Below are 14,916 nucleotides of genomic sequence, written 5' to 3' on the forward strand. Positions count from 1 at the left end.
TCGTATGGATTTCGTATTCGATGAAGACCAGGAAGCGCTCGCGGACAGCGTGAAGCGCCTGCTGATGACCGAGATGACGCCCGAGCTGATCCGCGAGCTGTGGGCCACGCCGACCGGACGCTCGGACGCGTTGTGGTCGCTGTTCGCATCGCAGGGGCTGACCGCCGTGTCGGTGCCCGACGCGTTCGGCGGACTGGGCCTCACCGAAGTCGAGTGGGCGCTGCTCGCGCAGACCTACGGCTACTTCGGCAGCCCCGAGCCGCTGCTCGACACCGCGCTGGTATCGGCCGGCGTGCTCGCGCGGCTGCCCGCAAGCGACTGGCGCGACGCGCTGCTGCGCGACATCGCGCAAGGCGGCGCGCGCGTCGCGCTCGTGCATCCGGTGAACCCGTATGCGGCCGACGTGCATGTCGCCCATACGCTGCTGTGCGAGCACCGCGGCGAGCTGCATCGCGTCGATCCCGCGCAGTGCGCGTGGCGCGCGGTCGACAGCGTCGACCCGTCGCGGCGGCTGTTCACGCTGGACTGGGAAGCGTCGCCGGCGACGCGCATCGCGGGCGCCGAGGAAGCGGCGCCGCTGCTGGCGCGCGCGCTCGATCACGGCGCGTTCGCGGTCGCCGCGCAGCTGCTCGGCCTCACGCAGCGCGTGCTCGACGTCGCGATCGACTACAGCGCGCAGCGCAAGCAGTTCGGCAAGGCGATCGGCTCGTACCAGGCGCTGAAGCACCTGCTCGCCGACGTCGCGATCCGCTACGAGTTCGCGCGGCCGGTCGTCGCGCGTGCGGCGCAGGCGATCGCCGACGATCATCCGCAGCGCGCGCTGTTCGTGTCGCACGCGAAGCTCGCGGCCACCGCCACCGCGCAGCTCGCCGCACGCCACACGATGCAGGTGCACGGCGCGATCGGCTACACGTGGGAGCTCGACCTGCAGATCTTCATGAAACGCATCTGGGCGCTCGCCGCAAGCTGGGGCGACAGCGCGTTCCACAAGGCCCGCGTGGCCGGCGCGATCCTCGACGACGCGTTGCCGATCGGCCCTGCGCAGACTTTCGACCTCGAGGAACCCACGCGATGAAACAAGCCTATATCGTCGACGCGCTGCGCACGCCGACCGGCCGCCGCAAGGGCGGGCTCGCCCACGTGCATGCGGCGGACCTCGGCGGCTTCGTGCTGAAGACGCTGGTCGGGCGCAACGCGATTCCGGCCGACGAGTACGACGACGTCGTGTTCGGCTGCGTCGACACGATCGGCCCGCTCGCCGGCAATATCGCGCGCACCTGCTGGCTCGCGGCCGGGCTGCCGCTGCAGGTGCCGGGCGTGACGGTCGACCGCCAGTGCGGCTCGTCGCAGCAGGCCGTGCACTTTGCCGCGCAGGCGGTGATGAGCGGCGTGCAGGACGTGGTCGTCGCGGGCGGCGTGCAGACCATGACGCAGATCCCGATCTCGTCCGCGATGACCTGCGCGGCGCCGCTCGGCTTCAACGACCCGTTCTCGGGCAGCAGCGGCTGGCGCGCGCGCTTCGGCGACGCACCGGTGTCGCAGTTCGTCGCCGCGCAGCGGATCGCCGATCACTGGAACCTGTCGCGCGAAACGATGGAGCGCTATGCGCTCGAAAGCCATCGCCGCGTGATCGCCGCGACCGAAGCCGGCCATTTCCGGCGCGAGATCGTGCCGTTCGAAGGCGTCGTGCACGACGAGACGCCGCGCCCCGACACGTCGCTCGACAAGATGGCGACGCTCGAACCGCTCGCGCCGGGCGGCTCGCTGACGGCCGCCGTCGCAAGCCAGACCTGCGATGCGGCCGCGGCGCTGCTGATCGTGTCCGAGGCGGCGCTGAAGCGCTACGACCTGACGCCGCGCGCGCGCATCCATCACCTGAGCGTGCTCGGCGACGATCCGCTGTGGATGCTGACCGCGCCGATCCCGGCGACGGCGGCCGCATTGAAGAAGAGCGGGCTCGACTGGTCGCGGATCGACGTCGTCGAGATGAACGAGGCGTTCGCGTCGGTCGCGCTCGCGTGGCTCGCCGACACGCGCTTTCCGCATGAAAGGACCAACCCGAACGGCGGCGCCATCGCACTCGGCCATCCGCTCGGCGCGACCGGCTCGCGGCTGATGACGACGCTGCTGCACGAACTGGAGCGCAGCGGCGGCCGCTACGGATTGCAGACGATGTGCGAAGGCGGCGGCCTCGCGAACGTCACGATCATCGAGCGCCTGTGAGCGCGACCTTTTTCACGATCCACGAGGCATCAGCATGGGAATCTGCAACGGACGCACCGTCATCATCACCGGCGCGGGCGGCGGGCTCGGGCGCGAATACGCGCTCGCGTTCGCGGCCGAAGGCGCCGCGGTGGTCGTCAACGACATCCGGCACGACGCGGCACAGGCCGTCTGCGACGAGATCGCCGAAAGAAGTGGAAGCGGCGGCGCTCGCGCGCTCGCCAATGCCGACGACATCACGCGTATCGACACCGCGCAGCGGATCGTCGACGCCGCGCGCGAAGCGTTCGGCGACGTGCACGTGCTCGTCAACAACGCGGGCATCTGCCGCGACAGGATGTTCGCCAGCATGACCGAAGCGGACTGGGACGACGTGATGCGCGTGCATCTGCGCGGTCACTTCTGCCTGTCGAACGTGCTGGCGCGCGCGTGGCGCGACGCCGCGAAGGCCGGCGCGCCGGTCGATGCGCGGATCGTCAACACGAGCTCGGGCGCAGGCCTGCAAGGCTCGATCGGCCAGTCGAACTACGGCGCGGCGAAGGCCGGCATCGCGGCGCTGACGCTGATGCAGGCGGTCGAGCTGCAGCGCTACGGCGTGCGCGTGAATGCGCTCGCGCCGGCCGCACGCACGTCGATGACCGAGGGCGTGTTCGCCGACATGATGAAGAAGCCCGAGGACGGCGGCTTCGACTATTTCGATCCGGCCAATGTCGCGCCGCTGGTCGTCTGGCTCGGCAGCCCGTTGTCGGCGGATGTGACGGGCCAGGTGTTCGAGGTCGCGGGCGGCATGATCGCGGTCGCGGAAGGCTGGCGCACCGGCCCGAGCGTCGATCGCGGCGCGCGCTGGGCGCCTGCCGAGATCGGCCCGGCGGTCGCGCGCCTGCTGGGCGAGGCGCGTCCCGCGCAGCGCGTGTACGGGAGCTGACGGATGGATCTGGCGCTCACCGACGAACAGGCGATGATCCGCGATGCGGCGGCGGACGTGCTCGCCGAACGCAGCGCGTCCGCCGACGTGCGCCGCGCGATCGGGCAGTCGGCCGGCCGCGACGACGCGCTGTGGGCCGCGCTGTCCGGCGAACTCGGCTGGAACGCGCTCGCGCTGCCGGAGACGGCGGGCGGGATGGGGCTCGGCGCGGTCGAGCAGGTCGTGCTGATGGAACAGCTCGGCCGGCGCATTGCGTGCGTGCCGTATTTTTCGACCGCATGCGTCGCGGCGACCGCGCTGGCGGGCTGCACGACACCGGCGGCGCACGGCTGGCTCGCGAAGATCGCCGCCGGCGCGTGCAGCGCGACGCTCGCGCTGCCGCTCGACCTGCGGTTCGACGCCGCGCCCGCCGAATGGCCGCTGTCGATCGTCGCCGACGAAACGGCCGGCGGCTATGCGCTGTGCGGCGCGATGCCGCAGGTGATCGACGGCGCCCGCGCCGACCTGCTGCTGGTGCCGGCGCGGATCGCGAACGAAGGGCAGTCGATCGGCCTGTTCGCGCTCGACGCCGCGACGGCGCCGGGGCTGACCGTCACGCCGCTCGACACGCTCGACGCGACGCGACCGATCGCGCGCATCGTGCTCGACGAGACGCGCGTGGGCCGCGACGCATTGCTCGCGAGCGGCGACGCGGCCCGCGTGCTCGATCGTGCCGCCTGGTTCGCGGCGCTCGCGCTGGCCGCCGAGCAGCTCGGCGGCGCGCAGCAATGCCTCGACCTGACGCTCGACTATACGGGCCAGCGCGTGCAGTTCGGCCGCGCGATCGCATCGTTCCAGGCCGTCAAGCATCGCTGCGCGCAGATGATGGTGCTGATCGAATCGGCGCGCTCGGCCGTGCTCGGCGCCGCGCATGCGTGGGACGCGGAGCGCGGCGGCGCGATGCCGGGCGCCGCGTTGCGCGCCGACATTGCGGCCGCGAAGGCCGCCGCGAACGACGCGTATGCGTTCTGTGCGCAGGAAGCGATCCAGCTGCACGGCGGCGTCGGCTTCACGTGGGAATACGACCCGCATCTCTATTTCAAGCGTGCGCAGGCGTCGGGCGCGCAGTTCGGCAGCACGCCGCGACTGCTCGAATGGATCGCGCATTACGCGATCGACGGCGGCGCATCGGCGCGCGACGCGGACGCATTGCCGGTTGCGGCAGCGATTCCCGCGACGGCAGCGCGCCCGTCCGCCGCGCGCGCAGGAGCACTTCAATGAACAGCGCAACGCGCGAGCAGCAATTGCGGCACGAAGTCGCGGACTGGGTGCGCTCGCACCTGAGCGGCGAATTCGCGTGCCTGAAATACCGCGGCGGCCCCGGCGACGAGGAAGCGTGGCCCGAACTGCGCAAGGCGTGGGAGCGGGAGATGGCGCAGGGCGGCTGGACCGGCCTCGGCTGGCCGGTCGAAGCGGGCGGACGCGGCTTGACGGTCGCCGAGCAGGTGATCTTCCACGAGGAATACGCGCGCGCCGGCGGGCCGGGGCGGATGGGCCACATCGGCGAAGGGCTGCTCGGGCCGACGCTCGTCGCCTGCGGCACCGACGACCAGCGCGCGCGCTTCCTGCCCGGCATCCTCGCCGGCACGCAGTTCTGGTGCCAGGGCTATTCGGAGCCGGGCGCCGGCTCCGATCTCGCCAATGTGCGCACGCGCGCCGAGCAGGGCGCGGACGGCACGTGGCGCGTGTACGGCCAGAAGGTATGGACGTCGCTCGCGCACGACTCCGACTGGATCTTCGTGCTGGCGCGCACCGACCCGACGTCGAGCGGCAACAAGGGGCTGTCGTTCCTGCTGATGCCGCTCGCCCAGCCGGGCGTCGAGATCCGGCCGATCCGGCAGCTCAACGGCGGCGCCGAATTCAACGAAGTGTTCTTCGACGGTGCGCGCGCGGACGCGCGCGACCTCGTCGGCGCGCCGGGCGACGGCTGGCGGATCGCGATGACGCTGCTCGGTTTCGAGCGCGGCATGTCGACGCTCGGCCAGCAGATGCAGTTCGTGCGCGAACTCGAATGGGTGATCGACGTCGCGCGCGAATCGGGCGCGGACCGCGACCCGGTGCTGCGCCAGCGGATCGGCCGGGCCTGGGCCGGGCTGCGCGTGATGCGCTACAACGCGCTGCGGATGCTGTCCGGCGCCGACGACGCGGCCGGCGCGCCGCTGCGCCGCGAGGCGCTGATCTACAAGTACTACTGGTCGAACTGGCACCGCGACCTCGGCCAGCTCGCGATGGACGTGCTCGGGCCGCGCGCGAACGTGATCGATCCGGCCGACGAGAAGCTCACCCATCTGCAGCGCGTATTCCTGTTCTCCCGTGCGGACACGATCTACGCCGGCACCAACGAAATCCAGCTCAACATCATGGCCGAGCGCGGGCTCGGCATGCCCAGGGAACCGCGAGGCAACGCATGACCGAACCCCAGATCCACAAAGCGCCCGCCTATGTGCCGGGCCATCAGCTGCTCGCCGGCAAGTCGGTGCTGATCACGGCTGCCGCCGGCGCCGGCATCGGCTTCGCGGCCGCGCGCCGCAGCGTCGAGGAAGGCTGCCGTGCGCTGTTCATCTCCGACATCCACGAGAAACGCCTCGAACAGGCGGTCGATACGCTGCGCGCCGAAACGGGCCTGCAGCGGATCTACGGGCGGCTGTGCAACGTCGCGGTCGAGGACGAGGTGCAGGCGCTCGTCGCCGACGCGCAGGACCGGCTCGACGGCGTCGACGTGCTGATCAACAACGCCGGGCTCGGCGGATCGAAACGCATCGTCGAAATGGACGATGCCGAATGGTCGCGGGTGATCGACATTAGCCTCACCGGGACGTTCCGGATGACGCGCGCGATGCTGCCGCACATGCAGGCCCGCGGCCGCGGCGCGATCGTCAACAACGCATCGGTGCTCGGCTGGCGCGCGCAGGCGGAACAGGCGCACTACGCGGCCGCGAAGGCGGGCGTGATGGCGCTCACGCGCTGCGCGGCGCTCGAGGCGTCGCCGTATGGCGTGCGCATCAACGCGGTCGCGCCGAGCATCGCAATGCACGATTTTCTGAAGAAGTCGGCGCCGGCCGACTTGCTGAATCAACTGGCGTCGCGCGAAGCCTTCGGGCGCGCCGCCGAAGTCTGGGAGGTCGCGAACGTGATGATGTTTCTTGCCAGCGATTACGCGTCGTACATGACTGGCGAAGTGCTGTCGGTCAGCAGCCAGCACGCATGATGGAGACGACACTCGACCCCGTGCGGGCCACGCCCCGCGTGTTCGCGCATCCCGGCGAACTGGCCGCGGCCGTCGGCGAAACGCTCGGCGCGAGCGCGTGGCTCGCGATCGACCAGCTCCGCATCGACGGCTTCGCCGATGCGACCGGCGACCACCAGTGGGTGCACGTCGATCCGGTTCGCGCAAAGGACGGCCCGTTCGGCGCGTGCATCGCGCACGGCTACCTGACGCTGGCGCTCGTCAACCATTTCCTGCCGCAGATCGTGCGCATCGACGGCGCGCGGCTCGGCCTCAACTACGGCTGCGACCGGATCCGCTTCCCAGCGCCCGTGAAGGTCGGCGCGCGCGTGCGCGGCGTCGGCGCGCTGCTGCGCGTCGAGCCGCTCGACGGCGGCGTGCAGGCGTGGGTTCGCGTGAGCGTCGAGATCGAAGGTGAAGCCAAGCCCGGCTGCGTCGCCGACACGATCAGCCGTTACTACTTCTAGGGTCTGCATACATATGGAAGACGCAGTCATCGTTTCCGTCGCGCGCACGCCGATCGGCAAGGCGTTTCGCGGCCTGTTCAACGACACCGAGGCGCCCGCGCTCGGCGGCCACGTGGTGCGCGCCGCGCTCGAACGCGCGGGCGTCGCGCCGGCCGAGGTCGACGACGTGCTGATCGGCTGCGCCGCGCAGCAGGGCACGCAGGGCTACAACATCGGCCGCCTGTCGGCCGCGGCGGCCGGCCTGCCGGCGTCGGTGCCGGGCATGGCGATCGACCGGATGTGCTCGTCGGGGCTGATGTCGATCGCGAGCGCCGCGCGCAGCGTCGGCGCAGGCGATGCGCGGATCGTCGTGGCGGGCGGCGTCGAGTCGATCTCGCTGACGCAGAACAAGCACAAGAACGCGTACCGCGCGCGTTCGCAGGCGGTGCTCGACCATCAGCCGGCCGCGTACATCGCGATGATGGAAACGGCCGAGATCGTGTCGCGCCGTTACGGGATCTCGCGCGCGGCGCAGGACGCATTCGCGCTGCAGAGCCATCGGCGCACGGCCGACGCCCAGGCAGCCGGCCGCTTCGACGCGGAGATCGCGCCGCTCGACGTGCGGCGCGCGCTGTTCGACAAGGAAGGCAACGCGACCGGTCACGAGGAGCTGCGCGCCGCGCGCGACGAAGGCGTGCGTGCGGATACGACCGCCGAGCGGCTGGCGGGGCTGAAGCCGTCGTGGAGCGGCGGCAGCTTCGTCGAGCAGGGCGAGTTCGTGACGGCCGGCAATGCGTCGCAACTGTCGGACGGCGCGGCGGCCGTGGTCGTGATGTCGCGCACCGAGGCGAAGCGTCGCGGGCTGACGCCGCTCGGCGCGTTTCGCGGGCTCGCGGTCGCAGGCTGCGAGCCGGACGAGATGGGCATCGGCCCCGTGTTCGCGATCCCGAAGCTGTTGGCGCGTTTCGGGATGACGGTGGCCGACGTCGGGCTGTGGGAGCTGAACGAGGCGTTCGCGTGCCAGGCGCTGTATTGCCGCGACACCCTGGGCATTCCCGACGACCGGCTGAACGTCGACGGCGGCGCGATCGCGCTCGGCCATCCGTTCGGGATGTCGGGCACGCGCATGACGATGCACGCGCTGCTCGAAGGCGCGCGCCGCGGCGTCCGGCATGCGGTCGTCACGATGTGCATCGGCGGCGGGATGGGCGCTGCTGCGTTGTTTGAAGTAGGCGAGTAGCGGTAGCGGTGCAGAACGATTCGAGGCTGCGGCGACGACCGACGGCCCGGAGACTGGCATGGGACCCGGACAAGCGCTGAAGCGCCCGGTCGGGTCGACAGCCTTGCATGGGGCACGAGTAAGCGCTAAAGCGCTAACTCGTGCCGACAGGAGACAAGCGATGAAACGAACTTTGCCCGGACTCGCGATGTCGGCGCTCGTGCTCGGCGCCGCACTGTTCGCGTTTTCGCCGCGCCCGCTGCCGGCGTTCCCGGTCACCGCGATCCACGCGGACCGCCTGCAGATCAACGGCCTAGCGAAGGCCGGAAGCCGCATCGTCGCGGTCGGCGAGCGCGGCGTGATCCTGCTGAGCGACGACGCGGGACGCCGCTGGCGGCCGGCCTCGGTCACGCCCGAGCAGGCATCGACGCTCACGCAGGTGCGCTTCGTCACGCCGACGCTCGGGATCGCGGTCGGTCACGACGGCCGGATCGTGCGCAGCGACGATGCGGGCCTGCACTGGAGGGAGGTGCATGTCGATCGCGAGCATTCCGATCCGCTGCTGTCGATCTGGGGCACGGCCGGCGGCCCGCTGTTCGCGGCCGGCAGCTTCGGCCAGCTGCTGCGCTCGGACGACGCAGGCCTCACCTGGCAGAAGATCGGGACGCCGGCCGGCGACCGTCACCTGAACGCGATCGTCGGCGACGGCCGCGGCACGCTGCTGATCGTCGGCGAAAGCGGCACGCTGCTGCGCTCGACCGACAACGGCGTCAGCTGGGACAAGCTGCCGTCGCCGTACGAAGGCTCGCTGTTCGGCGCGCTGATGCTCGCGAACGGCGACTGGGTCGCGTACGGGATGCGTGGCAACGTGCTGCGCAGCACCGATCGCGGCACGACCTGGACGCATGTCGACAGCCACGTGCCCGTGTCGTATTTCGGTGCGACCCAGCTCAGCGACGGCGAGCTCGTGCTGGTCGGCCAGGGCGGCGCGATCGTCGCGTCGCGCGACGGCGGCCTGAGCTTCGACGTGCGCAAGCTCGGCGGCGTGCAGAGCCTCGCGGCCGTGCTCGACATGGGGCACGGCACGCTGCTGCTCGGCGGCGAGGCCGGCATTGCGCCGCTCGCGGCGTCGCCGTCCTGACGCGCGCCCGCAGCCGTTTCCGTTCGCTTCGCTTCGCCCGTCCGTATCGACCGAGAAATCCATGAACGACCTGTCACGCCCCACCGAAGCCGTTCCCGCGTCGCGCCTCGCCGCGTTCGTCGAGCGCTGCGCCGACACGATCATCCGCCGGCGCCGGCCGCTGATGGTGTTCTGCATCGCCGTCACGCTCGCGCTCGGCCTGTCCGCGACGCGCCTGAAGCTCGATCCGGGCTTCAACAAGATGATCCCGATGCAGCACCCGTACATGCAGGTGCTCGAGCGCTACGCGGGTGCGTTTCCCGGCGCGAACACGATCCTCGTGAGCCTGCGCTGGAAAGGCGACGGCGACATCTACAACCAGGCCTTCATGGACGCGCTGCGCCATGCGACCGACGACGTGTTCTTCATCCCCGGCGTGAACCGCTCGCGCGTGTTCTCGCTGTTTACGCCGAACGTCCATTACACCGAGGTGACCGAGGCCGGCTTTCGCGGCGACGTGGTCGTGCCGGGCCAGTTCTCCAGCGCGAATCCCGACGATCTCGCCAAGGTGCGCCGCAACGTCGCGCGTTCCGGGCAGATCGGACGGCTGGTCGGCAACGACCTGAAGTCGGCGCTGATCCGCGCGGAGCTGCGCGAGACCGATCCCGCGACCGGCAAGCGGCTCGACTACGGCGCGGTCGCGCGCCAGCTCGAGGAGATTCGCGCGCGATACGCGAAGCAGGGCATCGACGTGAACATCATCGGCTTCGCGAAGCTGGTCGGCGACGTCGAGTCGGGCATCGCCGGCGTGATGGCGTTTTTCGCACTGGCGTTCCTCGTCACGGCCGCGCTGCTGTTCATCTATACGCGTTCGCTGAAGACCACCGCGCTCGCGCTGCTGGTCGCGCTGCTGCCGGTCGTGTGGCTGCTCGGCGCGCTGCCGCTGCTCGGGCTCGGCATCGATCCGATGTCGATCCTCGTGCCGTTCCTGATCTTCTCGATCGGCGTATCTCACGCGGTGCAGATGACCAATGCGTGGAAGCAGGCGCTGGTGCGCGGCGCGTCGTCGGTCGATGCCGCGCGCGACGCGTTCCGCAAGCTGTTCGTGCCGGGCACCGTCGCGCTGCTGACCAACGCGCTCGGCTTCATGGTGATCATGCGGATCAGGATCGACATCGTGCGCGAACTCGGCATTACTGCGTGCCTCGGCGTGCTGCTGATGATCGTCACGAACAAGGTGTTCCTGCCGATCCTGCTGTCGTATACGCGCCTCGAACGCGGCACGCTGGCCCGCGCTCAGCGCACGGCGGCCGCGGGCGGCAGCCGGCTGTGGTCGGGCTTCGCGACGTTCGCGCGGCCGGCGCCGGCGCTTGGCGTGTTCGCGATCGCGATCGGGCTGCTCGCGTACGGCACGCTCGAATCGCGCAAGCTGGAGATCGGCGACATCGGCGCCGGCGCGCCCGAACTGCGCGCGAACTCGCGCTACAACATCGACAACGCGGCGATCACGCACCAGTACAACATCGGCGTGGACGTGCTGTCGGTGATCGTCGAGACGAGCGGCTTCGACGACGCGTGCCTGCATTACCCGGTGATGGGCGCGATCGAGAAGTTCGAGATGTTCATGCGCGGCGTGTCGGGCGTGCAGTCGGTGACGAGCGTGTCGTCGCAGGGCAAGGTGTTCATCGCCGCGTTCAACGAGGGCAATCCGCGCTGGGCCGCGCTGCCGCAGTCGAGCGACGGGCTCACGCAGGGGGCCAACGCGTTCGACCCGGACAACGGGATGAACACCGCGAACTGCAAGGCGATCCAGGTGCTGATCTACACGCAGAACCATGAAGGCACGACCATCGCGCACATCGTCGACGAGATCAAGCGCTTCGCGGCCGAGAACCCGACGCCGAACGTCGCGTTCCGGCTCGCGGGCGGCAACGTCGGCGTGATGGCCGCGACCAACGAGGCGGTCGGCGACGCGGAAGTCGCGATGCTGCTGTCGATCTTCGGTGCGATCGCGCTGCTGTGCGCGGTCACGTTCCGCTCGTGGCGCGCGGTGCTGTGCATCATCGTGCCGCTGACGCTCGTGTCGATCCTCTGCAACGCGGTGATGGCGCGGCTCGGCATCGGGCTGAAGGTCGCGACGCTGCCGGTGATCACGCTTGGCGTCGGGGTCGGCGTCGACTACGGGATCTACCTGTACGAGCGGCTGCAGCACGACATCCGTCACGGCGCGACGCTGCCGGACGCATTCGCCGACGCGATGCGCCAGCGCGGCACCGCGGCGCTGTTCACGGCCGTCACGATGTTCATCGGCGTCGGCACCTGGGCGTTCTCCGCGCTGAAGTTCCAGGTCGACATGGGCGTGCTGCTCGCGTTCATGTTCCTCGTGAACCTGTTCGGCGCGGTGTTCCTGCTGCCCGCGCTGGCCGCGTGGCTCGGCGTCGAGCGTGCCGAACGGCGCGCGCCGCAGCCGCAGCAGACGGCGCAGACGGCCGCGCCGTCGCTGAAGCCGGCGCGCGCGCTCGAACCCGGCAATCCGGTGCGCTGAAGCCGCGCGTCCCGATCACCCGAGCGCGCGGCGGGCCGCCGCGCGCGCTGAAAATGAGGAGTCAACCCGCATGTCCGCACGCCCTTACAAGATCGAAGCCCAGCCGCTCGCGCAGCGCTATGCGCGCGGCTGGCACTGCCTCGGGCTCGCCCGCGACTACCAGGACGGCAAGCCGCACACGCTGAACGTGTTCGGCCGCAAGCTGGCCGCATTCGCCGATTCTTCCGGAAAAATCCATGTCGTCGATGCGTACTGTCCGCACATGGGCGCGGACCTGAGCCTCGGCAAAGTCGAAGGCGACCATCTCGTGTGTCCGTTCCACGGCTGGGCCTGGAACGGCGACGGCCAATGCGCGTCGATTCCGTACTGCAAGCGGATTCCGCCGAAAGCGCGCATCGGCGCATGGCCGACCTGCGAGGAAAACAAGCTGCTGTTCGTGTGGAACGATCCGGAAGGGCATGCACCGCCGCCGGAGGTCGCGATTCCGCGCCTCGACGTGTGTTTTTCCGACGAATGGTCGGACTGGGTCGTCGACAGGATGGTGATCCAGGCCAATTGCCGCGAGCTGGTCGACAACATCTCCGACGTCGCGCATTTCGCGACCGTGCACCGCGCGCCGATCGACTATTTCGCGAACCTGTTCGAGGATCACAAGGCGACGCAACTGATGGTGGGCCGCAGCGAGAAGCTCGGCGGCGACAGCCTGACCGCGCTGTCGACCTATTTCGGGCCGGCCGTGCACATCACGCAGATGACCGGCCAGAGCGGCGGCCAGCCGATTCATTCGGTGCTGCTGAACTGTCATGTGCCGATCGACATGAACAGCTTCGAGCTCCGTTACGGCGTGATCGTAAAGAAGGTGCCGGGGCTGTCCGACGAGCAGAACCTCGAGATCGCCAACGCGTATGTGAAGGAAGCGCAGCGCGCGTTCTACGAGGACGTCGATATCTGGCACAGCAAGACGCGGATCGACAATCCGCTGCTGTGCGAAGGCGACGGGCCGCTGTACCAGATGCGCGACTGGTACGGACAGTTCTATCTGGACGTCGCCGACGTGCGGCCGTCGAGCGTCGCGCGCAAGACCTTCGAGATGCGGATCCGGGACGGCGCGGAAGCGCCGCCGCTGCATCACGTGTTCGAGCGCTAGGGCGGGCCGCCGGTCGCGCGATGGCGCGGCCGGCGCCGCGCCGTGCGCCCGGATCAGATCGCCATGCCGCCCGACACCTCGATGCGCTGCGCATTGACCCAGCGATTGTCGTCCGACAGCAGCGACGCGATCATCGGTCCGATGTCGTCGGGTTCGCCGGCGCGGCCGAGCGCCGTCCATTCCGCGACGCGCCGGTTGAGCTCGGGGTTGTCGCGCACCATGCCGCCGCTGAAGTCGGTCGCGATCGCGCCCGGCGCGACGACGTTCGCCGCGATCCGGCGCGGGCCGAGTTCCTTGGCCAGATAGCGCGTCAGCACCTCGACCGCGCCCTTCATCGACGCGTACGCCGCGCTGCCGGGCATGGCGATGCGCGTGAGCCCGGACGAGACGTTGACGATGCGTCCGCCGTCGCGGATCAGCGGCAGCAGGGTCTGCGTCAGAAAGAACACGCCCTTGAAATGCACGCGATACAGCGCGTCGAAATCGGCTTCGGTCGTTTCCGCGATCGGCACGTGATGCGACGTGCCTGCGTTGTTGACGAGGAAGTCGAACCGGTCGACGCCCCATGCGCCGAGCGCTTCGCGGACCTGTTCCGCGAACGGGCCGAAGGCTTCGATGTCGCCCGTATCGAGCTGCAACGCAATCGCCGGTTGGCCGGCTTCGGCGGTATGCGCGAGCACCTGTTCGGCCTCGGCGCGATTCGCGCGATAGGTGAAGATCGAGCGCACGCCGCGCGCGGCGAGATGAAGGACCGTATTGCGGCCAAGCCCGCGGCTGCCGCCGGTGACGATCGCGATTTTCGGGGTCGAACGGTCGAGTGTTGCTGCTGTCATCAGAGGCTCCTGAACGTAGTCGGTAACGAACAGGCGCAAGCGTACGGCCGGCGCACGGCCGGCTGAATGCCGGAACCGGCCGCATTCTTGCCTGATCCTGCTCGTTGATCGCGAGCCGGCCGTGGTCGCGTGTACCATCCGGGAATCGGGACCAGGAGAGCCGCCAGATGTCGAACGAACTGATCGAGCGTGTCGCCCGCGCAACGGGCGAACAGGGCGGCGACGGGCCGTTCGCGACGCCGATCGACGGCGTGATCCTGCTGCGTTCCAGCCGCGAAAAACTGCCCGCGCCGCTGATCATGAATCCCGCGCTGTGCGTCGTCGCGCAGGGCGCGAAATGGACGACGTTCGGCGGCCGGCGCTACGACTACGGGCCCGGCCGCGCGCTGGTCGTCAGCGTCGAGATGCCGGCGACGAGCCGGGTCGTGAAGGCGAGCGAGACCGAACCGTTTCTCGGCATCGTCATCGAGTTCGACCTCGCCGTGATGCGCGACGTGCTGGAGCGTCTCGACGCGCCGCCGCAGCGCGCGGCCGGGCCGATCGGTCATGGCGTGTGCGTGACCGACTTCGACGGCCCGCTTGCCGACTGCGTGCTGCGCTTGATGCGGCTGCTGGAGACGCCGGCGGCGATTCCGGTCGTCGCGCCGCTCGTGATGCGCGAGATCTGCTACTGGCTGCTTGCGGGCCCGCATGGCGGCGAGGTCTCGCGCGTCGTGCTCGCGAACGGCCACGCGCAGCGGGTCGTCGCGGCGATCCATGCGTTGCGCGACCAGTTCGCCGAAGCCGTGCGAATCGACGAGCTGGCCGCGGTCGCACAGATGAGCCCGTCCGCGTTTCACCGTCAGTTCAAGGCGCTGACGTCGATGACGCCGCTGCAGTACCAGAAGCAGTTGCGGCTGCTCGAAGCGCGGCACCTGATGGTGACGGGCGCGGCGAATGCCGAAACGGCGGCGTACCGTGTCGGTTATGAAAGCCCGTCGCAATTCAGTCGCGAATATGCGCGGATGTTCGGTGCGCCGCCAAGACGCGATGTCGTCACGTTGAAAGGCGTGCCGGCTGAGGGCTGAATGGGCGCGCGGATGCGGGCATCTTGCTGCTTTACGCAGGCCCGCACGCCCCAGTAAACTCGTCGACGATCCGCGGCCTGCGCAGCTTACATCGCATGCAGGTGACCGGGCACGGCGGACGATTCT

General features: G+C 69.8%; 13 protein-coding genes. 12 read left to right on the forward strand and 1 reads right to left on the reverse strand.

All coding sequences use genetic code 11. The features are described 5' to 3' along the window. Positions 1–4: 4 nt before the first annotated feature. The 11 genes from WS57_RS05975 (at position 5) to WS57_RS06025 (ending at position 12,890) form a co-directional block, all read left to right on the forward strand. Complete coding sequence (locus tag WS57_RS05975; protein ID WP_069243874.1) at positions 5–1,075, forward strand: acyl-CoA dehydrogenase family protein; 1,071 nt, start codon at positions 5–7, stop codon at positions 1,073–1,075. Then, positions 1,072–2,223: an acetyl-CoA C-acetyltransferase gene (locus WS57_RS05980; RefSeq protein ID WP_069243875.1), complete on the forward strand. Its 1,152-nt coding sequence runs from the start codon at positions 1,072–1,074 to the stop codon at positions 2,221–2,223. The genes WS57_RS05975 and WS57_RS05980 overlap by 4 nt, the downstream gene beginning before the upstream one ends. A 34-nt stretch (positions 2,224–2,257) precedes the next feature. Then, entirely contained in the window at positions 2,258–3,148 is an 891-nt protein-coding gene (locus WS57_RS05985) for an SDR family oxidoreductase (protein ID WP_059517219.1), read from the forward strand. 3 nt (positions 3,149–3,151) lie between these two features. Next, positions 3,152–4,408: an acyl-CoA dehydrogenase family protein gene (locus tag WS57_RS05990; protein WP_069243876.1), complete on the forward strand. Its 1,257-nt coding sequence runs from the start codon at positions 3,152–3,154 to the stop codon at positions 4,406–4,408. Then, entirely contained in the window at positions 4,405–5,598 is a 1,194-nt protein-coding gene (locus tag WS57_RS05995; protein ID WP_009694843.1) for an acyl-CoA dehydrogenase family protein, read from the forward strand. Before WS57_RS05990 ends, WS57_RS05995 begins: the two co-directional genes overlap by 4 nt. Continuing rightward, positions 5,595–6,395, forward strand: a complete 801-nt coding sequence (locus tag WS57_RS06000) for an SDR family oxidoreductase (RefSeq protein ID WP_069243877.1) — start codon at positions 5,595–5,597, stop codon at positions 6,393–6,395. Before WS57_RS05995 ends, WS57_RS06000 begins: the two co-directional genes overlap by 4 nt. Beyond that, entirely contained in the window at positions 6,395–6,880 is a 486-nt protein-coding gene (locus WS57_RS06005) for a MaoC family dehydratase (RefSeq protein ID WP_040131712.1), read from the forward strand. The genes WS57_RS06000 and WS57_RS06005 overlap by 1 nt, the downstream gene beginning before the upstream one ends. Before the next feature lie 13 nt (positions 6,881–6,893). Further along, complete coding sequence (locus WS57_RS06010; protein ID WP_069243878.1) at positions 6,894–8,099, forward strand: acetyl-CoA C-acyltransferase; 1,206 nt, start codon at positions 6,894–6,896, stop codon at positions 8,097–8,099. Positions 8,100–8,259: 160 nt separating this feature from the next. Then, on the forward strand, positions 8,260–9,219 hold the full coding sequence (locus tag WS57_RS06015; protein ID WP_069243879.1) for a WD40/YVTN/BNR-like repeat-containing protein: 960 nt from the start codon (positions 8,260–8,262) through the stop codon (positions 9,217–9,219). A 61-nt stretch (positions 9,220–9,280) separates the two neighbouring features. Next, entirely contained in the window at positions 9,281–11,743 is a 2,463-nt protein-coding gene (locus WS57_RS06020) for an efflux RND transporter permease subunit (protein WP_069243880.1), read from the forward strand. Between the two features lie 70 nt (positions 11,744–11,813). Further along, on the forward strand, positions 11,814–12,890 hold the full coding sequence (locus tag WS57_RS06025; protein WP_040131716.1) for a Rieske 2Fe-2S domain-containing protein: 1,077 nt from the start codon (positions 11,814–11,816) through the stop codon (positions 12,888–12,890). A 53-nt stretch (positions 12,891–12,943) separates the two neighbouring features. On the opposite strand, the gene WS57_RS06030 is transcribed toward WS57_RS06025, so the two are convergent. Next, positions 12,944–13,723, reverse strand: coding sequence for an SDR family NAD(P)-dependent oxidoreductase (locus WS57_RS06030; protein ID WP_069243881.1), 780 nt, complete (start codon positions 13,721–13,723; stop codon positions 12,944–12,946). Between the two features lie 167 nt (positions 13,724–13,890). Between WS57_RS06030 and WS57_RS06035 the strand changes: the two genes are divergently transcribed. Continuing rightward, complete coding sequence (locus WS57_RS06035) at positions 13,891–14,790, forward strand: AraC family transcriptional regulator (protein WP_009688276.1); 900 nt, start codon at positions 13,891–13,893, stop codon at positions 14,788–14,790. Positions 14,791–14,916 lie beyond the last annotated feature (126 nt).

Source organism: Burkholderia pseudomultivorans, assembly GCF_001718415.1.
GTDB classification, from domain to species: Bacteria; Pseudomonadota; Gammaproteobacteria; order Burkholderiales; family Burkholderiaceae; genus Burkholderia; species Burkholderia pseudomultivorans_A.

Coding starts and splice junctions, on each gene's coding strand:
- WS57_RS05975 (WP_069243874.1), top strand. CDS start 5: ATGGATTTCGTATTCGATGAAGACCAGGAAGCGCTCGCGGACAGCGTG.
- WS57_RS05980 (WP_069243875.1), top strand. CDS start 1,072: ATGAAACAAGCCTATATCGTCGACGCGCTGCGCACGCCGACCGGCCGC.
- WS57_RS05985 (WP_059517219.1), top strand. CDS start 2,258: ATGGGAATCTGCAACGGACGCACCGTCATCATCACCGGCGCGGGCGGC.
- WS57_RS05990 (WP_069243876.1), top strand. CDS start 3,152: ATGGATCTGGCGCTCACCGACGAACAGGCGATGATCCGCGATGCGGCG.
- WS57_RS05995 (WP_009694843.1), top strand. CDS start 4,405: ATGAACAGCGCAACGCGCGAGCAGCAATTGCGGCACGAAGTCGCGGAC.
- WS57_RS06000 (WP_069243877.1), top strand. CDS start 5,595: ATGACCGAACCCCAGATCCACAAAGCGCCCGCCTATGTGCCGGGCCAT.
- WS57_RS06005 (WP_040131712.1), top strand. CDS start 6,395: ATGGAGACGACACTCGACCCCGTGCGGGCCACGCCCCGCGTGTTCGCG.
- WS57_RS06010 (WP_069243878.1), top strand. CDS start 6,894: ATGGAAGACGCAGTCATCGTTTCCGTCGCGCGCACGCCGATCGGCAAG.
- WS57_RS06015 (WP_069243879.1), top strand. CDS start 8,260: ATGAAACGAACTTTGCCCGGACTCGCGATGTCGGCGCTCGTGCTCGGC.
- WS57_RS06020 (WP_069243880.1), top strand. CDS start 9,281: ATGAACGACCTGTCACGCCCCACCGAAGCCGTTCCCGCGTCGCGCCTC.
- WS57_RS06025 (WP_040131716.1), top strand. CDS start 11,814: ATGTCCGCACGCCCTTACAAGATCGAAGCCCAGCCGCTCGCGCAGCGC.
- WS57_RS06030 (WP_069243881.1), bottom strand. CDS start 13,723: ATGACAGCAGCAACACTCGACCGTTCGACCCCGAAAATCGCGATCGTC.
- WS57_RS06035 (WP_009688276.1), top strand. CDS start 13,891: ATGTCGAACGAACTGATCGAGCGTGTCGCCCGCGCAACGGGCGAACAG.